16 protein-coding genes are annotated in these 18,349 nt (G+C 58.7%); 3 read left to right on the top strand and 13 right to left on the bottom strand.

Translation table 11 applies throughout. The features are described 5' to 3' along the window. The first annotated feature begins 153 nt into the window (after positions 1-153). Positions 154-2,559 carry a TonB-dependent receptor gene (locus ACOQPC_RS14800; protein ID WP_420606476.1) on the top strand — a complete coding sequence of 802 codons (2,406 nt, stop codon included), beginning with the start codon at positions 154-156 and terminating at the stop codon, positions 2,557-2,559. A gap of 587 nt (positions 2,560-3,146) precedes the next feature. On the opposite strand, the gene ACOQPC_RS14795 is transcribed toward ACOQPC_RS14800, so the two are convergent. The 5 genes from ACOQPC_RS14795 to ACOQPC_RS14775 are packed head-to-tail and all read right to left on the bottom strand — an operon-like array spanning position 3,147 to position 8,274. Next, positions 3,147-3,842, bottom strand: a complete 696-nt coding sequence (locus ACOQPC_RS14795) for an SDR family NAD(P)-dependent oxidoreductase (protein WP_420606475.1) — start codon at positions 3,840-3,842, stop codon at positions 3,147-3,149. 49 nt (positions 3,843-3,891) lie between these two features. After that, positions 3,892-4,317 carry a GlcG/HbpS family heme-binding protein gene (locus ACOQPC_RS14790; protein ID WP_420606474.1) on the bottom strand — a complete coding sequence of 142 codons (426 nt, stop codon included), beginning with the start codon at positions 4,315-4,317 and terminating at the stop codon, positions 3,892-3,894. Beyond that, positions 4,314-5,627, bottom strand: a complete 1,314-nt coding sequence (gene glcF, locus ACOQPC_RS14785; RefSeq protein ID WP_420606473.1) for a glycolate oxidase subunit GlcF — start codon at positions 5,625-5,627, stop codon at positions 4,314-4,316. The genes ACOQPC_RS14790 and glcF overlap by 4 nt, the downstream gene beginning before the upstream one ends. Before the next feature lie 4 nt (positions 5,628-5,631). Beyond that, the gene (gene glcE / locus ACOQPC_RS14780; RefSeq protein WP_420606472.1) at positions 5,632-6,771 is read right to left on the bottom strand and encodes a glycolate oxidase subunit GlcE; all 1,140 of its coding nucleotides are present in this window, start codon (positions 6,769-6,771) and stop codon (positions 5,632-5,634) included. Positions 6,772-6,780: 9 nt separating this feature from the next. Next, entirely contained in the window at positions 6,781-8,274 is a 1,494-nt protein-coding gene (locus ACOQPC_RS14775) for an FAD-linked oxidase C-terminal domain-containing protein (RefSeq protein ID WP_420606471.1), read from the bottom strand. Between the two features lie 324 nt (positions 8,275-8,598). Here ACOQPC_RS14775 and ACOQPC_RS14770 point away from each other — a divergent pair, with 324 nt between their 5' ends. Continuing rightward, on the top strand, positions 8,599-9,087 hold the full coding sequence (locus ACOQPC_RS14770) for an SRPBCC family protein (RefSeq protein WP_420606470.1): 489 nt from the start codon (positions 8,599-8,601) through the stop codon (positions 9,085-9,087). Positions 9,088-9,233: 146 nt separating this feature from the next. After that, positions 9,234-10,040: an enoyl-CoA hydratase/isomerase family protein gene (locus tag ACOQPC_RS14765; protein ID WP_420606469.1), complete on the top strand. Its 807-nt coding sequence runs from the start codon at positions 9,234-9,236 to the stop codon at positions 10,038-10,040. Here the strand turns inward: ACOQPC_RS14765 and ACOQPC_RS14760 are convergent, their stop codons facing one another. The 8 genes from ACOQPC_RS14760 to ACOQPC_RS14725 all read right to left on the bottom strand — a co-directional run bounded on the left by ACOQPC_RS14760 (position 10,041) and on the right by ACOQPC_RS14725 (position 18,346). Then, complete coding sequence (locus ACOQPC_RS14760; protein ID WP_420606468.1) at positions 10,041-10,790, bottom strand: HpcH/HpaI aldolase family protein; 750 nt, start codon at positions 10,788-10,790, stop codon at positions 10,041-10,043. 4 nt (positions 10,791-10,794) lie between these two features. Then, the gene (locus ACOQPC_RS14755) at positions 10,795-11,868 is read right to left on the bottom strand and encodes an alpha-hydroxy acid oxidase (RefSeq protein WP_420606467.1); all 1,074 of its coding nucleotides are present in this window, start codon (positions 11,866-11,868) and stop codon (positions 10,795-10,797) included. Between the two features lie 124 nt (positions 11,869-11,992). Further along, a complete protein-coding gene (locus tag ACOQPC_RS14750) occupies positions 11,993-12,916 on the bottom strand; it encodes a cyclase family protein (RefSeq protein WP_420606466.1) in 924 nt (307 codons plus the stop codon). After that, positions 12,913-13,983, bottom strand: coding sequence for a cytochrome P450 (locus tag ACOQPC_RS14745; RefSeq protein WP_420606465.1), 1,071 nt, complete (start codon positions 13,981-13,983; stop codon positions 12,913-12,915). The genes ACOQPC_RS14750 and ACOQPC_RS14745 overlap by 4 nt, the downstream gene beginning before the upstream one ends. 141 nt (positions 13,984-14,124) lie before the next feature. Next, entirely contained in the window at positions 14,125-14,319 is a 195-nt protein-coding gene (locus ACOQPC_RS14740) for a ferredoxin (RefSeq protein WP_420606464.1), read from the bottom strand. Between the two features lie 12 nt (positions 14,320-14,331). After that, positions 14,332-15,657 carry an MFS transporter gene (locus ACOQPC_RS14735; RefSeq protein ID WP_420606463.1) on the bottom strand — a complete coding sequence of 442 codons (1,326 nt, stop codon included), beginning with the start codon at positions 15,655-15,657 and terminating at the stop codon, positions 14,332-14,334. A gap of 2 nt (positions 15,658-15,659) precedes the next feature. After that, positions 15,660-17,144 carry an AMP-binding protein gene (locus ACOQPC_RS14730; protein ID WP_420606462.1) on the bottom strand — a complete coding sequence of 495 codons (1,485 nt, stop codon included), beginning with the start codon at positions 17,142-17,144 and terminating at the stop codon, positions 15,660-15,662. After that, positions 17,141-18,346: a CaiB/BaiF CoA transferase family protein gene (locus ACOQPC_RS14725; protein ID WP_420606461.1), complete on the bottom strand. Its 1,206-nt coding sequence runs from the start codon at positions 18,344-18,346 to the stop codon at positions 17,141-17,143. Before ACOQPC_RS14725 ends, ACOQPC_RS14730 begins: the two co-directional genes overlap by 4 nt. Positions 18,347-18,349 lie beyond the last annotated feature (3 nt).

Raw genomic sequence — 18,349 nt, 5'->3', positions numbered from 1 at the left:
CACATGCCGACAGGAAGGCGTCAGAATGGGTAAAACCTCAGACCATCGAATGCGCCTATGATGATGTTGACATAGTTGTCAAATAGACTAATCTGTCAAATCATATGCCAAGCCAAGAGGCTGGTCCGCGCGAACGTTTAGGGGAGTCAATCGATGAAAAAGCGTCTTTTTGCTAGCACCGAAACTGCGATCGTCGCGCTCACATTTAGCGTATTGCCATTTTCTTATGCGCAAGCGCAACAGGTCGCCCAGGAAGTCTCGCCACAGCAGACGGTGTCGAATCCATCCGAGGGCGAACAGACTGAGGACCAATCCGAAACCTCCGACGGAATTGCCGACATTGTGGTTACTGCGCGGCGTCGCGAAGAATCGCTGCTCTCGGTCCCGGTGGCAGTGACGGCTTTCGGAGCGGATGAGCTCCAGCGGTATGATACCGACACGCTGGAAAAAGTTGGTGAGCTAACCCCCGGCGTCGTCATCGGCCAGACAAAATCATCGGCCGGAGGGTCCATCGCGGTGCGAGGCATCAGCACTTCCGCGGCAACTGTAGGTTTCGAGCAGTCAGTGCTCGTCAATATCGACGGCGTTCCTGTGAGCAATGGTCGCATCGTTGCTCTAGGTTTTTTCGATTTGCAGCGAGTGGAGGTCCTGAAAGGACCGCAGGCCTTATTGTTCGGCAAGAACAATTCCGCAGGCGTCATCTCGCTTGTCTCGGCAGATCCGACCGATACTTTGGAGGGGTACGCCAAAGTCGGATATGAGTTCGTAGCAGATGAAGCTGTTGCTGAAGGTGCGATTTCCGGACCGATGACGGAAAATCTTGGCATTAGGTTGGCTGTGCGTGCCAGGAATATGGAAGGCTGGATTTATAACGACGCTCGCGCCGGTCCCAACCCGTTCGCACCTTCACTGCCGCTCGCAGAGCCTGATCACCGCCTTGGCGACAGCGAGTTTTCCGGACGGATTACACTGAAATACGAGCCGACAAACAATTTTGATGTGACGCTGAAATTACTTGGTTCTCACAACGAAGATGACGGTTTCGGCGTAAGCAATCAGGTTATCGGCGGTTGTTTGAACGGCCAGCCACGAATTCGAGGAATCGTCGATCCTTATGGTGAGTGCGAGCGGGACAATCATACTTCCGCCGGTTTGCCTAATGCCACTATCATCCAAAACGGCCCCGATCCAAGAGGGCCGCATGGAAGATTGGATGCCGTAATTACATCGCTCAATGCCAATTACGCCTTCGGGCCGCTGACGTTAACGTCGACGACGGGATATCTCTATTTGGATGGCGAAGCGGCCGGTACAGGTGAAATTTCGGGTTTTGCGCAATTGTTCGGATCCGAGCCGCAAACCATAAATTCGTTCAGCCAAGAACTGCGAGTCTTGAGCGATTTCGATTCTCCGATAAATTTTATGGTCGGAGGATTTTATCAGGATCTGGACTTTGACTATGCGCAAAATGTGAAACTCGGCGACGCAATAAACTTCAACCCGGCCACAGGGTTGTACATCGCGTGGCTGAGGCCGGGATACACTTATGGGAAAACGTATTCCGCTTTTGCGCAGTTAATATATAATCCGATTCCAGAAATAGAAATCGCCGGTGGCGCTCGCTATACAAAAGAAACCAAAGACTCCTTTTCTATAAACACCTACGCCTTTCTTACCGGATTTCCTCAGGGCAAATCACTTTCGGATCATTTTGAAGATAGCAACATCTCTCCGGAGGTGTCTGTATCATATCATCCAACGCCAGACTCGACGATTTATGCTGCTTATAAGACAGGTTTCAAGTCGGGTGGATTTGCTTTGAGCGGCACGATCCAGACCGCGACCCGGGCAAGCGATCTTGCATTCGATTCTGAAACGGCGCGGGGCTTCGAGATCGGAGCTAAAGGCAGGATTCTCCAGAACCGGTTACAATTGGAGGCCACGGCGTATCGGTACATCTATTCCGATTTGCAAGTGAACAGCTATAATCCGGCGACAGTATCGTATACATTTTCCAATGCGGCCAGTCTGAAGCAAACCGGCATTGACTTGCAGGCATTGTACGAGGCTTCCGATTATCTCCTCCTCAGGGCAGCAGTCAATTATAATCGCAACAGATTCGGTGAATATTTCGGCCAATGCTACGGCTTACAGACTGCGGCTCAAGGCTGTAACATCTTTCCTGGCCCTTCACAGGATTTTACTGGCAGGGTGCCGGCGCGATCTCCGGATTGGGCTGGAAATGCTGGGGCCTCGCTCAACATTCCGGCCAGCGATTCGCTGAGTATCAACTTGACCGGCGACGTGTTTTACACTGATGGATATTTTGGTAGCGAAACCCTTGCGCCATCAACCTATCAGCCCAGTTTCTGGCGTTTCAATTCCGCCATCCGGCTGCGCCCCGAGAATGAGCGATGGGAACTGGGATTGATCGGTCGCAATCTCAGCAACCGATATTATCTGCTTACGGCGCAGGACAAATCGAACCAGCCTGGCGACCAACGCGGCACAGTAGCCCGCGGGCGTGAAATTATGGTTCAGGGCTTAATCCGTTTCTAACGGTGCGTTATCGGCGGCGTTCTTCAGAAACGCGGTCCCTAAATCCGGCATATGCATTCGCATAAAAGCTGAAGCTGGATTTAAGGGCCGCACGAGTTGAACCGTTATCAGAAGCCCAGGAGGCCTCGATTGCAATCCATGTCGTTATTGTCGGTGCGTCGGGTGTCGTGGGGCAGGCGGCGGTCGAAACATATCAGCAGTGGCCGCAAACGCACGTCACGGCATTGTCGCGACGCGCCCCGCGGATATTTAGGTAAAGCGGATTTTGTTTCGTCGGATCTGCGCGATGCGGAAGCTTGCGCTAGAATGGTGCAATCGCTGACCGGAGTAACGCATGTCGTATATGCAGCCGTGCATGAAAAGGAATCGCTTGCGCAAGGTTGGACCGATGAAAATCAGATCGCGATTAACTCGGGAATGCTGCGCAACTTTTTCATGCCATTGCTGCATGACGCTTCGCATCTGCGTCACGTAACGCTCTTGCAAGGTGCGAAAGCATATGGAGCGCATGTGTTTTGCACGCTTTCAAAAGGACCGGCTCATCCCCCGGTTCGATTGATCTCTAACCCGTTCGGTCGCGACCGAAGTCATCGGGTCACCCAGCCGCCGCTGAATGCGATGGTCTGGCCGACGATGAAATCGCTTTCGTTGGAGGCGAGGAAGCGAACAAGCGCTGCTTGTTCCGCGCCTTCGGCTAGGCGTCGTGCGGGCACGTCGCGAAGCACGGCCTCGCGGTTGTCGGGATCATCGAGATAATCGCGGGGAAAGCCGCCATAGACATAGCTTTGCGCGATCGCATTAACCTGCACATTATAGCGCGCCACTTCGCGACCTACCGCTTCCACATACGCGTTCTGTGCGCCGCGAGCAGTGGAATAGGCGGCACGATTATGCCTGGGTCTCAACGGAGCGGTGCTGGTCACCACAATGATCTTGCCACATCGCCGCTCGATCATTCTTGGAAGCGCCGCGGTAACGAAGCGCATGGTTGGATGAACAAGAGCATTGAAAACGCGGTTCCATTCCTTTTCGGTTACTGCGTCCGCGGATTGCGAGCGAAGATCACGCGGAATCAAATTGACGACAAGCACGTCCAACTCGTCCACCGCCGCGACAATCCTACCCGGCTCGTCGGGATCGGTCAGATAGTCGCCATTGTCGAGGACAAGTTCCATCTGCTCGGAGGCGAAGCGTTCGGCGATCGCCGGTCCCATATACGCGTCGGCGGAAGTGATCAGCGCGGTTCGCCCTGCCAGAGCCTGTGTGGCTTTATAAAGGGTCACACCGGAACTCTTGAGCAGCGATGGATTTTTGACATAACCGTGCTGGCTTTCATCGGTCCGGCACCAAATCGATTGCGGCTATTCCTGCCAACGCACACAGTTCGTCGTTGTCAGACGTGTCACCAGTCACACCGATGGCGCCAACGACGCGATCGCATTCATCGCGGATCAACACGCCGCCAGCGGCCGGAATTACACCCAGCGGGCTGATCGAGCCCATCGAGGCGATAAAGGTCGGCCGATCCGTTGCCATCTGTGCGATCGTTCGGCTGGATACGCCGAGCGCCAGCGCGCTCCCCGCCTTCCCCATTGCGATCTGTGGGCGGAGCGTCGATGCACCATCCTGTCGGGCGAAGGCGATGAGATGTCCCCCCGCGTCAAGCACGGCGACACTCAAGGGTTTGAGCGCAAGTTTGCGCCCTTCCATGAGTGCGGCGGAGGTGACGATATTGGCTTGTTCGAGGGAGATGGTCATGAACCAATCCTTTCGGTGGCGAGATGAGCAAGCTCAGCAGGGCAGGGGCCGCCGGTCGCCCAATCGACGAGTTCAATGAGATGAACGACAGGGGTAATGCTGCGTCCGCCGATCTGCAGGGAGCAGCCGATATTGCCGGTCGCGATCACATCGGTGCCAAGCCGATCGAGATTGGCGGCCTTCCGATCGCCTAGTTGTCCTGCGATCACTGGCTGGAAAATATTATATGTTCCCGCCGATCCGCAGCACAAATGCGCCTCGACGGGTGTCCGCACGGCGTAACCCGACGCTGTGAGGACGCGGCGCGGCGCCTCGCTAACGCGCTGTCCGTGCTGAAGCGAGCAGGCGGCATGATAGGCCACGACAAGCCCGCGACCGTCGCCTTCGGACAAATCAGCGTCCAACAGCAGTTCGCTTATATCTTTTGTCATTTCCGAAACCTGACGGGCGCGATCGGCATAGTCAGGGTCGTCGCGCAGTATGAAGCCGTAATCCTTGATCATGGTGCCGCATCCCGATGTGGTAACCGCGATCGCTGTCAGGCCGCCTTCTTCTATGAGCCGCGTCCATGCATCGACGTTGCGGTGAATGGCGGCAAGTGTCGGACGCTCCTTGCCCATATGGTGGGTCAGTGCGCCGCAACAGACCTCGCCGGAAGCAAACACCGTCTCATAACCGGCGCGTTCAAGCACGCGAACGGTCGCCGCTCTGATTTCAGGCCGCAGGACGGGTTCGGCACAGCCTTGCAGCAGTGCGATCCGCCCGCGAGTCCCCGCGGAGTTGCCCGAATGCGCTGTGCTTCGCGAAGATATGCGACCGGGCGCAAGTGCCAACATTGCAGCAGCAGGTCTTGTCATAGCGCTTCGTGCGAGTAGCGGCCCGAAGGGGCGCACGAGACGTGCCAGCGCGAGCGCTGCGCGAAAACGGCGGGGATAGGGAAGGACAGCGGCAAGCAACGAGCGTAAGAATCGTTCGTGCCAAGGTCGGCGATAGCTGCGTTCGATATAAGTTCGCGCATGATCGACAAGGTGCATGTAATTCACCCCGGACGGGCAGGTGGTCATGCACGACAGGCACGACAGACAACGGTCGATATGCTTGACCACCTTTGCGGTCGGTGTCGTCTCGTTCTCGAGCATGTCCTTGATGAGGTATATGCGCCCGCGTGGACTATCGAGTTCGTCACCTAGCAGGACGTAGGTTGGGCAGGTCGCCGTGCAAAATCCGCAATGCACGCATTTGCGGATGATCGCTTCGGATGCAGCCTGAGCGGGGTCCGACAAGGCTTCGGAAGAGAAATTTGTCTGCATTGGATCAGAACCGCCCCGTTTCAAAAATGCCGGCCGGGTCGAATGCGCGCCGCACTCGCTCTTCCAGACGCGCCACGCCGTCCGGCTGTGGATGGAAAGCGGGAACGCGCTTGCGCATCTCGGCATTCGCCCGGATCAGCACAGCATGCCCTCCCGCATCGATAGCCGCGGCTCGAACGATGGCAGGATCGGCGTCGCTGGCGAGCCATATCAGTCCGCCAGCCCAGTCCAGCATCCAGGAGCCGGATACCGTTTCGACCAGTGCAGGAGCGCAGCGCGGCCGTGCCACGATCCGCCAAAGCGGCTTAGCGGCCGGCAGCGGCGCAGCCAGCGCGACATCGCGCCAGAATTCGATCGAAGCTGCTTCGTCGAGGCGATCGAGCGGGCCAAGGTCGCAAAAAAGGTCGTCGAGCATCGCGCAGCGCGCGTCGACCGACGCCGCGAAACCGTGTATGCGCAGGGCAGTCACAGGGCCTGTCGGACTGTCCGGCAGATGCGCGACGGCCGATACTTCGGCTTGCGATCCCATTCCGCGCGCCATCGCCGAAACAGCCGCCGGGGCCGAGAGTCCGGGTATCAACAGCGTCGCAACCGTACGTGGTCTGGGTAATACCTTCAGTGTCAATTGGGTCAGCGCCACCAGACGTCCCCAACTTCCGGCGATAAGCTTGGAGAGATCGTAACCGGTCACATTCTTGACGACGCGCCCGCCGGCGACAAACCGCTCGCCCCGACCCGATACCGCCTCGAAACCGAGCACGTGATCGCGCGCGCCGCCCGCCGATATGCGCAACGGCCCGGCGACACCGGCAGCGACGATGCCGCCGATTGTCGCCCGTGCGGGTGATGCGGCAAGCAATGCGGCATGGTCGAACGGGTCGAAAGCCAGCATCTGGCCTTCGGCTGCGACTAGCGCCTGCACATCGGCAAGCGGCGTGCCGGCGCGTAGTGTCAGCACCAGTTCGGCAGGGTCATAGTCCACGATGCCGGTGAAACCGCCCATATCGAGGATTGCGGATTCCGGCGTTTCACGACCGATGGTCGCCTTGGTCCCACCGCCGCGAATGTCGAGGCGCTGATTGTCTGCGACAGCGCCGACAATCACTTCGCGCAATTCGGTCAGGCTTTTGGGGAGATGGCTCAATGGCATGTTTCAGAACCGCGGCAGCTCTGGATGCGACGTTTGCCCGCGATGGACATGGACGCGGCCGAGTTCGGCGCAGCGGTGGAGCTGAGGAAATACCTTCCCCGGATTGAGCAGAAGATCGGGATCGAAGGCGCATTTCAGCCGCTGTTGCTGCTTGAGGTCGATGTCCGAGAACATCAACGGCATCAAATCGCGCTTTTCGACACCGACGCCGTGCTCGCCGGTAAGCACACCGCCAACGGCAACGCATAGGCGAAGTATGTCGTCGCCGAACGCCTCGGCACGGTCGAGTTCGCCAGGCAGGTTCGCATCGTACAGGATCAAAGGGTGCAGATTGCCGTCACCGGCGTGGAAGACGTTCGCCACCTTAAGCCCGTAATGGTTCGACAATTCCTCCATTCGGGCCAGCACTTCGGGGAGTTTGCGCCGCGGGATGGTGCCGTCCATGCAATAATAATCGGGGGCAATTCGGCCTACGGCGGGGAAAGCTGCCTTGCGTCCGGCCCAGAATGCCGTGCGCTCCGCCTCGTCGGTGGAAACCCGGACTGATACGGCACCGCCCGCATATGCGATCCTTTCGACCTCCTCGATCAGAAAGTCGCATTCGGCCCCGACCCCGTCGAGTTCGACGATCAGCAGCGCATCCACGTCGAGCGGATAGCCTACTTCGACGAACGCCTCTGCGGCGTGAATTGCCGGTCGGTCCATCATTTCCATACCTGCGGGAATGATCCCCTCGGCGATGATGTCGGCGACGGATTGGCCGGCGCTCTCCACGCTCGGAAAGCCTATCAGCATCGCGCGCGCCGACTGTGGCTGCGATAAAAGCCGCACGGTAACTTCGGTGACGACACCCAGCAGCCCTTCTGAACCGACGACGATGCCGAGCATGTCCAGACCCGAAGGTTCAAGGTGACGACCGCCGAGACGTATTACCTCGCCGTCCATCAGCACCAGTTCGACACCCAGCACATTGTTGGTGGTGAGGCCGTATTTCAAACAGTGTACGCCGCCCGAATTTTCAGCGACATTGCCGCCGATCGAGCAGGCGATCTGACTGGACGGATCCGGCGCATAATAGAAGCCGGAATCCTCTACAGCGCGGGTTATGGCAAGGTTGGTCACCCCCGGCTGCACCACTGCGGTCCGATCATCAAGGTCGATGTCGAGCACGCGATTGAATTTGGCCATGCCGAGAAGGACGCCATCGGCAAGTGGCAGCGCGCCGCCCGACAACGAAGTGCCTGCGCCGCGGGGCACGACCTTTACCGTATTCGCCTGGCACCAGCGCAATATGGCGGCAACCTGGGCGCTCGTCTCCGGCAGGACGACCACCATCGGTGGCTGGCGATAAGCGCTCAATCCATCCGATTCATAAACTCGTAGCGCCTCCGGCTGATCGATAACGGCTTCATCGGAAACGATTTCCCGGAGCGCCGCGACGATTTCGCTGCGGCGAGAGAGTGTCGTTTGATCCGGCGCGGGCATAGAAAGCGTCATGCAAGCGCGGCTTTCTGCTCATAGGTCATTTTCATTGAAACTCTGTTATCTGTCGAACCATCTCTCTTGATCTAGATGCGATCGGGTGAGTTGGGCTGTCGCTTTCGCCGGTGGAACTCTATGGGCAGTGAAGGCCAAGCGCGTGATCCCTTTCCATTCTGTTGAAGCCCAATAATTTTTGCTCGCTCCAGCACAATTTAACCGGTCAAATCTTCACATTTACGTGTTGATCGGCGATGCGAACATCGCACACATTTGACAAAATTGATAACTTAGAGAAGTTTGGGGCGCAAGCGGCGATATGCCGCGTAAGGAGAAAATCGCATGGGATCGTTCACCGCCGAATCGCAGACGCTGTTCCATCATTCTCCCGAGGCAATCTATGATTTCGTCAGCAATCCGCATAACTGGCCAAAGACGTTCAAGGGCAGCGCGGGGACGTCGAGCGAGTTATCGATCCCCCTGAAGATCGGGGATAACTGGACAGAACTTGTTTCCGTGTCAGACACATTCAGCTGCCGATCGACCTGGACGCTCATCATCGCCGAACGTCCCCGAAAATGGGCGATCCAGCAAATCGACCGGATCGGGGAGCAAGCGGACGGCACCGGCGGCGTCGATGGCATCACGACGATCGTCTACAGCTTTGCGCCAGCCGGCGAAGGAAAGACGATCTTTCACCGGTCTTTGACGACCGAATTGCCGCGCGGTGTCCGTATACCCGACGAATTACTGATCGCGCGTGCGCAGCCTGCCGGAATTGACGGCTATCATGAAGCCGTCGCCCGCGAACTCGATGCGATAGCCAAATAGCGAGCGCGCAAATACCGTTCGGAAATATCGCGCTTCCCTGCCCGACAATTGCTCCTTTGCGGAAATAATTTGACTGATATGTCAAGTTTCTTACGCTCGCGATAATCGTCCTTCGACCAAGCCGAATTTCAACAGGAGCTTTCCGTATGAGCCGTTATAAATCTTTCGAGCATCTGCGGATCGCAATCGACGAACGTATCGCCACGGTGACGATCAACCGGCCGGAGGCGTTAAATGCGATTAATGTCGACGTTCACAAGGAACTTGAACGGATATGGGCGGTCATCGATGCGGACCCCGATGTCGATGCAGTCATCGTCACTGGCGCAGGACGCGCCTTTTCATCGGGCGGCGACATCAAGAAAATGCGCGACCGCGCAGGGACTGAAGAAGGGTTGCATCACGCACTTTCAATTCCCGCCGGCAATCGCCGGATTATGCACGGCATCCTCGACCTGCAGCAGCCGGTGATTGCTGCGGTCAATGGCGACGTGACGGGGCTGGGGGCGACGATCGCGCTGTTATGCGACGCGATGATTATCGCCGAAGATGCCCGGATCGGCGATACTCATGTTGTTGCGGGATTGGTCGCCGGGGACGGCGGCGCAGTGGTCTGGCCGTTGATGGTCGGACCGCAGCGCGCAAAGGAATTCCTTATGACGGGTAAATTGATCACCGGAGCGGAAGCAGTGGCGAGTGGCCTGGGCAATGCCGCGGTGCCAGCCGATCAGGTGATCGATGAGGCGCGTGCGATGGCCGGCAGGATGCTACGCCACCCGAAATGGGCGGTTCGCTGGACAAAACTTGCGATCAACAAGCAGATTCGTCAGCAGCTTAATCTGGTGCTGGATGCAGGTCTCGGCTATGAACTCGCGACGCTGTTCACCGAAGATCATAAGGAGGCCGCGCAGGCTTTTGCTGAAAAACGCAAGCCCCAGTTCAAGGGATATTGATCAGCCGTCACGACACTGATCGAGCAGAGCGGTGGCCCCGGCTAGAAGATAGCCCTTGTCGCCGGACAGGCTGATCAGGCCGAAGCCATCTTCTTTCATTTCCGCCACATGCGCGGCGGAAAGGCCATGGCCACCGGCGACGATACCGGCTCGAGCGCAGGCTTTCGCAACGGTGCGCTGCGCTTCTCGAAGCGCAGGGTCGGTCGGACTTTTGACCGGTGGAAGTTCCATGCTGACTGAAAGGTCCGCCGGCCCCAGATAGATGCCAGTCAAACCGGGCGTTCGAACGATCTCCTCAATGTTGCGCATGGCCTCGACAGTTTCGACCATGACAAAACACGCGACACGTTCCTGTAGAACCGCCGGATCACGACCCATATGACGACGAACGGGCCCAAAGCTGCGGATGCCGTCCGGCGCATAGCGGCACGCTGCTACCGCTGCGGCCGCTTCTTCGCCGGTATTGACCATCGGTACGATCACCCCATCAGCGCCGCAGTCGAGAATCTTTCCGATTTGTGCGGCGTCATTGGCAGGTACGCGGACGATCGTGGGCAGGCCATCGATCGGCACAGCGTAAAGCAATCGCGCCACGGTCGGCACGTCGAGCATTCCATGTTGGGTATCGAGCCCGAGATAATCGAACGGCAGGCTGGCGAGCTGCTCGACCAGCGCAAAACTCTCGAACGTAACCCAGCCGCCGAACCGGGGCTTCGCGGGACCTGCAGCGACGAAATTCGGGTGGGGCATGAAATCACTCTCCGGAGATGTCGGGGGAAGGGGGAGCAGGCATGATCCAGCTTCGGTCCAGCGCGCTGACGCCGGGACAACCCATTAGGGTCAGGGTACGGCGAATGTCGTCTGCAAAGCCGGCGAGTATCTTATTCACGCCGCGCTCGCCATCGACTGCGAGACCATAAGCATAAGCACGTCCGATCATCACACCGTCCGCTCCGAGTGCCAGTGCGGTTACGACATCGTTGCCCCGACGAATGCCGCCATCCAGATAGACTGCGCCGCGCCCGCCAACCGCATCGACAATCGCAGGAAGCGCATCAATCGTCGCGGCCGCCCGATCGAGCTGGCGGCCTCCATGGTTGGAAACGACCACGCCGTCGGCACCGATGGTATCGATACATCGCACCGCGTCATCGGCGTCGAGCACGCCTTTGACGTACAGCCGACCGCGCCAATGTTCCCGCATGGCCGCCAAGTCGTCCCAGTTCAGATCGCTTTGCATGTAGCGGTCCTGCGTACGGACGGACTGCGCAGCGGCAGCCACGCCGCTCGACCCGATTTCCTTGTAATGTATCGCTGCCGCTCGGCCGTGACGCCACAAATTCCAGGTCCATCGCGGATGACGGGCAAAATCAATCGCCGCTCGCGGCGTCAGGCGCAACGGCACCCCCATGCCAGTCGCCCGCTCACTTTCACGGTTGCCGCGCGCTTGTACGTCCACCGTCACGAAAAGCGCATCATATCCAGCAGCGGTCGCGCGATCCAGCAGCGCGGTAACCTTGGCCTTGTTCCCGTAAGGGTACAGTTGAAACCAGTGGTTATACTCGGTCGCATCGGCCACTTCCTCAAGCGACCATGACGACCCGGTGCTGAGGATCAGTCGCGTTCCCGCACGCTCAGCCGCCCGCGCTGCAGCAACATCGCCGTTCCATCGCAGAAATCCCGTCAGTCCGACCGGCGCCAGCGCCACGGGTAATGCGACCTTCGTTCCGGCGATGCGTGTCGACAAATTGGGTTGCGTCACGCCGGCCAACGCGCGTTGTCGCAGGCGCCAGCGACGGAACGACGCGATATTCGCGTCGAGCGTCACATGATCCTCGGCGCCCCCGTCAAGATATGCCCATGCCATTGCCGGCAAGGCGGATCGCGCACGACGGCGATAACCATCGACTCCGATTGGCTCTCGCCGCAACCCAAGCGAGAAGGCGCTCATCCTACTTGATCGCGAGCGGTGTAATCGGGGAGCCGACGCCGCCAACCACTTTCAGGGGTGGCGCGACGAACAGGAATTCCCACACGCCGTCCGCCGCGCAATCGGTGGCGAGTTCCTCAAGCAGGAAAATCTCGCCGAGCGTCATGCCCATATCGCGGATGAGAACCGGATGGACAGGCAGACCACCACTACGATCGACCGGGCTGGATTCCACCGCCCAATTGTCGCAGGCGATCGCGGCGACATCGCGTTCGTATAGCCACCGCGCCACATCCAGCCCGATCCCCGGCTCACCGCGCCAATAGGCTTCGGCATCGCCATCGACCGTAAAATGTCGGATCCAGCCGGTGCGCAGCAGCAGGATGTCGCCGGCACCCACCGAGACCCCTTGGTTTTGCTCCGCTTTTTCCAGCATTTGCGGCGTAATGATATCGCCGGCTTCCATCCGATCGACTCCGCAATGCCGCGCGATGTCCAGCAATACGCCCCGCCCGGCGACACCGGCGGCGACGATCTGATGGATCGACAATTCGCGCGATCCATCGAGCGTCGTGATCGAACTCGCCGGAATATTATTGTAGAGCATGTCGTCATATCCGACATGTCCCAACCCGTCCCATTGCGTCACAGATTGCAACGGCATCGAAATATGGTCGTCAGCAATACAGGTATTGTGGAGTGGGTCGATGCGGTCGAGCGGGGTCAGCCGCATCAGATGGACTGGATTGGATCGCACGCCGCCGGCGCGCTGGATTCCAGGCCGCCCGATATCGATAGCCAGATCGAACACTCGGCCGGTAAGCACCAAAGCCGCCGCCGCCGCACGCCGGGCCGGTGTGATGTGATTTAACGTACCGATACGATCGTCGGCGCCCCACCGCCCGGCGTTGCTGAGTTCGGATCCCACAGTGCGAAAATCGCTCATTGCAGCGCCATTGGGATCGCGGTCGGTCCGCGAAATGCAAAAGCGCCATATTCCACTGGGCCTGTAATCGCGAAATTCGGGATGCGATCGAGCACATGATTCATCACCACATCGGCTTCCAGTCGCGCCAAGGTTACGCCCAGACAGCTGTGCATTCCGAAACCGAAACCCATATGAGCCTTGTATTCGCGATGGATATCGAATGTCGCGGGGTCGTCGTACCGGGCGGGATCGCGACCCGCGGCACCGACCAGTACCATCAATTCCGCGTTGTCGGGGATGGTAACGTCTGCCAGTTCGATATCGCCGCCGCGTACTAGGCGCGGCAGGCTCATATTGACCGGTTCCCAGCGCATGATTTCTTCGAGCGCCTGCGGGATCAGGCTTCGGTCCCGTGCAATCTCGTCGCGTACCTCTGGAAACTTCGCCAATGTCACCAGGCTGTGACCAAGCCATTTCGCCGTCGTTTCGTTCCCGGCGAAGAGCAGCTGGCGACTGTTCGCTATCAGGGCCTCGTTGGATAATGTTTTGCCAATTTCGGAATGGACGATCTGGCTGATGAGGTCGTCGCCCGGATTGCGGTAGCGATCCTCTATTTGCGAGAGCATATAGTCGGCGAGTTGTTGCTTGGCCTCCTTAGCCGCAACCCAGACCGGATCGTCGTGCGGCGTATTATTCGGCAGGCCGACGGCGTGACCGATCTCGTCACTCCACTGGACAATGCTCGGGCGCATCTCCGGCGGAACGCCGAGCATGTGCGCGATGACATAGGCTGGCAGGTCCCGGCAGAGCATATGCTCCGCATCGATTGTCTCTCCGTCCTTTAGCGGTTCTTCGACGGCATCGAGCATCCGGTCGGTGATCTCCGCGATCACCGGTCGCATGGCCTCTAGGGAAGCGCGTTGAAACGCGACCGCCCATATGCCGCGCAGTGCATCGTGACGCTTCTTGTCGTCGATCGTTATGAAGGCTTCCGCCCCGAAGATTGTTGTGCCGATCGCGCCTTCCAGCGTGAAGCGCTCGGTATTGAGGAAAATCTTGCGACACAGTCGGTCGCTGCTGATCATCCACACGCCGACCCGGTCATTCCGGACGACGGGCCCCTCCGCGATCACGCGATCGACGGCTGGCCACGGATTCTGCACCGTTTCCGGTCCGAAAAGATCGATATCCATCTATTCAATCTCCCTGTGCGGTCGATCCGCGCCTTATTCTTCGACGATTTCAATCGCGCCCGTCGGGCAAGCGGTGGCTGCGGCGCGGACCTGTTCGGCTTCGTCCGGTCGCGGTTGGCGGATGAGCTTGACCACGCCTTCCTCATCGTCGATGTCGAAAATCTGGTCTGCCGCCATCACGCAGGCCGCCGCGCCGATGCAGCGTTTTGTATCCACCACAATACGCATTGTTTCCTCCTTCTAGACGGTTGGCGGCGCGCGGCGATATGCTCGCGCCGCCAGGAACATCAGCAGAGACGAAACGGGGCCGAATGCCAGCGCGACGATGACCAGCGCCAGGTTGAGCCTTTCCGTACCCACTACATAATCGGCCAGCACTCCCACGATCACTGCGCCGAATGCGCCACCGGTAATGTTCATGACGGACATGTAGACGCCGGTATAAAGTCCGCGCAGTGTGCCCGGCGTAACGGTGGCGATGATCGCATAAGCGGAAGCGACCGTGAGCGAAGATCCGTACAAGTTGACGAACGATAGGACGATCACGCCGGTTGCAGTCGGCATAAGTGGGCCGGCGGTCGATGACAGCGTCATCAAGGCCATGCTCGCCGTCGCGACCAGGAATACCGCATCGTTTCGCCCGCGAGACAGCAGGAGCCGGGTCCAAAATGACAGGCTCATCGCCCCTAGAACGCCGCCCAGTAGAAAAGCCGGCCCGAAGCTCCATGCGACTTCCTGGGTCGTCATGCCATAGGAACGCATCAGCATCGCGGGATACCAGTTAAGCAGCCCGTAGCCGTTAAAGCCCCACATGATCACCGAGGCAAGCACCAGGCAGAAAAGGCGACGATGCGCCTTAAAGAAAGCGAACGCATCGGTGTGCTCTGCCTTTTTCGAAGCGGCGAGGTGCCGACGTCTCGGATCGCGAACCGACAATAGGAGCAGGGCGACAATGAAGATGCCGGGTAGGGCAAGAATGAAATAGGTCGTGCGCCATGCCGAGAATACGCCGAGACCGGGAATCCTCGTGCCGTCGAGCCCGGTAAGAAACGCGATCAATTGGCCACCAAGGATCAGCGCTAGGCCGCCGCCTGCATACAGGCCCACGGTAAATATGCCGAGCGGGCGCTGAACCTTGTTAGGCGGGAAATAATCGCCGATCAGCGAAACCGCCGCGGGACTCACGGCTGCCTCTCCCGCACCGACGAAGACGCGCGCCAGGAATAGCGAGATGAATCCTCCCGCAAGCCCACTGGCGGCAGTAGCCACTGACCATATGAGTACGCAAAAGGACAGCACCCAAACACGATTACGAGTGTCCATGAGCCGACCGATCGGAATTCCGGCGACGACGTACAGCAGGGCGAATGCCAAGCCGGTGACAAGTCCGATTTGGGTATCGGTAAGGCCCAGCTCTGCTTTGATCGGCTCAATGAGGAAGCTGAGGATTAGCCGGTCGAGATAGCCGAGGATCGAGACGACGAGCAGCGCGGAGACGACGTACCAAGCGTAACGCGGTGTAGCCTTATCGGCAGGATTTGTCGAAAGAGGAGCGATGCTCGCCACGCTTATGCTACCGTGAAAGCGTTAACGTTATGGCGACGCAACGCCGCTTTTTCTATTTTGCCGAGAGCGTTCCGGGGCAATTCGCGAACGATCACGATATGTTTGGGCAGCTTGAACGCGGCAAGTTCGGGACGGAGAGCCTGAAAGATTGCGTCCGTCAGTTCCGGATCCTCGCCGCGCGCCACGACGACGGCTAGGACCGCTTCCCCGAAATCGGGGTGCGGGACGCCGATGACCGCCGACTCCTCGACGCCCGGCACATCGTCGATCAAGATTTCTATCTCTTTGGGGTATACGTTATAGCCACCGGTGATGATGAGATCGCTGGACCGTCCGATCAGCCGGATGCGTCCGTCGGAATCGATCTCGGCAATGTCGCCAGTGCGGAACCATCCGTCAGCGGTGAACGCCTCGGCCGTTTTTTCCGGATTACGCCAGTAGGAAGCGAATATGTTGGGGCCGGCGATTTCCAGAACGCCCGGTCCGTCGCCGGCGGCTTCTTCGATCCGCGCGGAAACGCCGGGAAGCGGCATGCCAACGGTTCCGGCCACCCGCTCGCCTTCATAAGGGTTGGAGGTGATCATCAACGCTTCCGTCATTCCGTACCGTTCGAGTATGCGCTGACCGCTTCGCGCCTCAAAGGCTTCGAAAACCGGCTCGTTCAGAGGTGCAGAACCGGATATGAAAAGCCGCATATGGCGCGTGAGATCGCGGTCGAACCCATCGAGTTTGAGCAGGCGTACGTAAAAAGTCGGCACGCCCATGAAGACGGTTGCCTTCGGCAAATCGGCAAGAACTTGCTCGGCTTTGAACTTCGGTCGGAATAATACGGTCGTTGCGCGGAAAAGCGAGCAATGCAGCGCCACGAACAGCCCATGTGCATGAAAGATGGGGAGTGTATGCAAAAGGACGTCGTCGTCCTGCCAGCGCCATATTTCGTTCAGCGCGGTGACGTTCGAGAACAAATTGCCATGCGTGAGCATGGCCCCCTTTGAACGTCCGGTTGTACCGGAGGTATAGAGAATCGCCGCGACGTCGCCGTCTATACGCTGAGCAATGGTTTCGTCCTGAATCGCCGCTGCGCAAGCTTCCGCGAAGGTGCCCGATTCGTCCGCCTCGATCGTCCAGCTTCGTATTGGTGTCTGCAGGGTATTAAGAGCGGCTGCCGTGCATATTATTAGCGCCGGTTCTGCATCTTCAATGAAATAGGCCATTTCGGACGGTGTATAAGCGGTATTGAGCGGTACAAAGACGATGCCGGCACGAAGACAGCCTAGGTATAGCCATACACAAGTGGGAGATTTCTCGACCTGCACGACGACCCGGTCACCCGGCTTCAGCCCGGCCTCACGCAGCGCACCCGCGACGCGCGCAGAGTAATCGAGCATCTCGCCATAGCGGAAGGCGTAATCCAGACCTTCGAGGAACGTTCGCTCAGGATTTCGGGCAGCAGCCTTCGCGAAGGTCGAAAAGATGTTTTCGCTCACGTCGTGCCCTCTTCAACCGCTGGCTCGCGGCCGAGCCAATCACGGATGACGTCCGCACGGTTTTCACCCAGTGCAGGTGCCGTGTCGCGCCTTTCTTCCGGCAGGCCGATCGATCGATCGATCACCGGATACCGGGTGACCATCACATCGCCGACGGTTGTTTCGACGGGTCGGAACAACTGGCGTTCGACGGCGACCGGGTTATCGATCAACGACAGGATGTCGAGCACCGGCCCATTGGGTACGTCGTGTTTGTCGAGACTCTCCGTCCAGTCCGCTACGGAGCGCTGCAAGAATGTCTCTTCCAGTATCTTTGCCAGTTCTTCTCGATGTTCCTGCCGGCTGGCCAGATCGACGAACCGCCTGTCGGAAAGCAGGTCCTCGCGGTCAATCGCTTTTGTCAGATTACGCCAGAAGGCGTCCGTCGTAGCAGCTACGACGATGAAGCCGTCGCTGGCGCGGTAGCTGCCGAGCGGCACGATCGTGGCATGGCGCGAGCCGTTTGGCTGAGGCGATCGTCCGGACACTTGCGCAAGGGTAACATAATAGGACAGCATGCTAGCCAAGGCGTCGAACATCGAGACGTCCAGAGCGGCGCCCTGTCCGGTCTTTTCCCGCTCATATAACGCCGCCGATATCGCTTGCACGGCGTATAGTCCGGCGACCATGTCGCCGATCGAAACGCCACTGCGTAGCGGTGCGCCATCATGTTCCCCGGTTACGCTCATAAAGCCCGACATGGCCTGAATTACGATGTCATAGGCTGGTCTTTTCGATCCATCGCCCTCTTGACCGAAGCCGGAGATAGAGCAGTGGATCAACGCGGGATTGACCGCGCTCACCGCCTCGTGCCCCAGTCCCATCCGATCTACAGCGCCGGGACGGAAATTCTCGATCAGTACATCGGCCTTTGCGGCAAGCTCGAACGCCAAGCGCCTACCGTTTTCAGTACGAAGATCTGCGGCAATGCTGCGCTTGCCATGGTTTATCGCTAGAAAATAATGGCTATGATCGCCTGCGAACGGCGGGATCGAACGAGAGAAATCCTGGTGGTTCGGGTTTTCCAGTTTGACCACATCGGCGCCAAGGTCGGCCAGCAGCTGGGTCGCAAAGGGCCCGGCCAGCGCGTGGGTCAGATCGAGTATCTTGATTCCTGAAAACGGCTTCATGCCGACGCGAGGCATAGGATCAGTCTCGCTCACGGA

It is taken from the genome of Novosphingopyxis sp. (genome assembly GCF_965218915.1).
GTDB lineage: Bacteria > Pseudomonadota > Alphaproteobacteria > Sphingomonadales > Sphingomonadaceae > Novosphingopyxis.
This window is presented reverse-complemented; position numbering and strand designations above follow the sequence as displayed.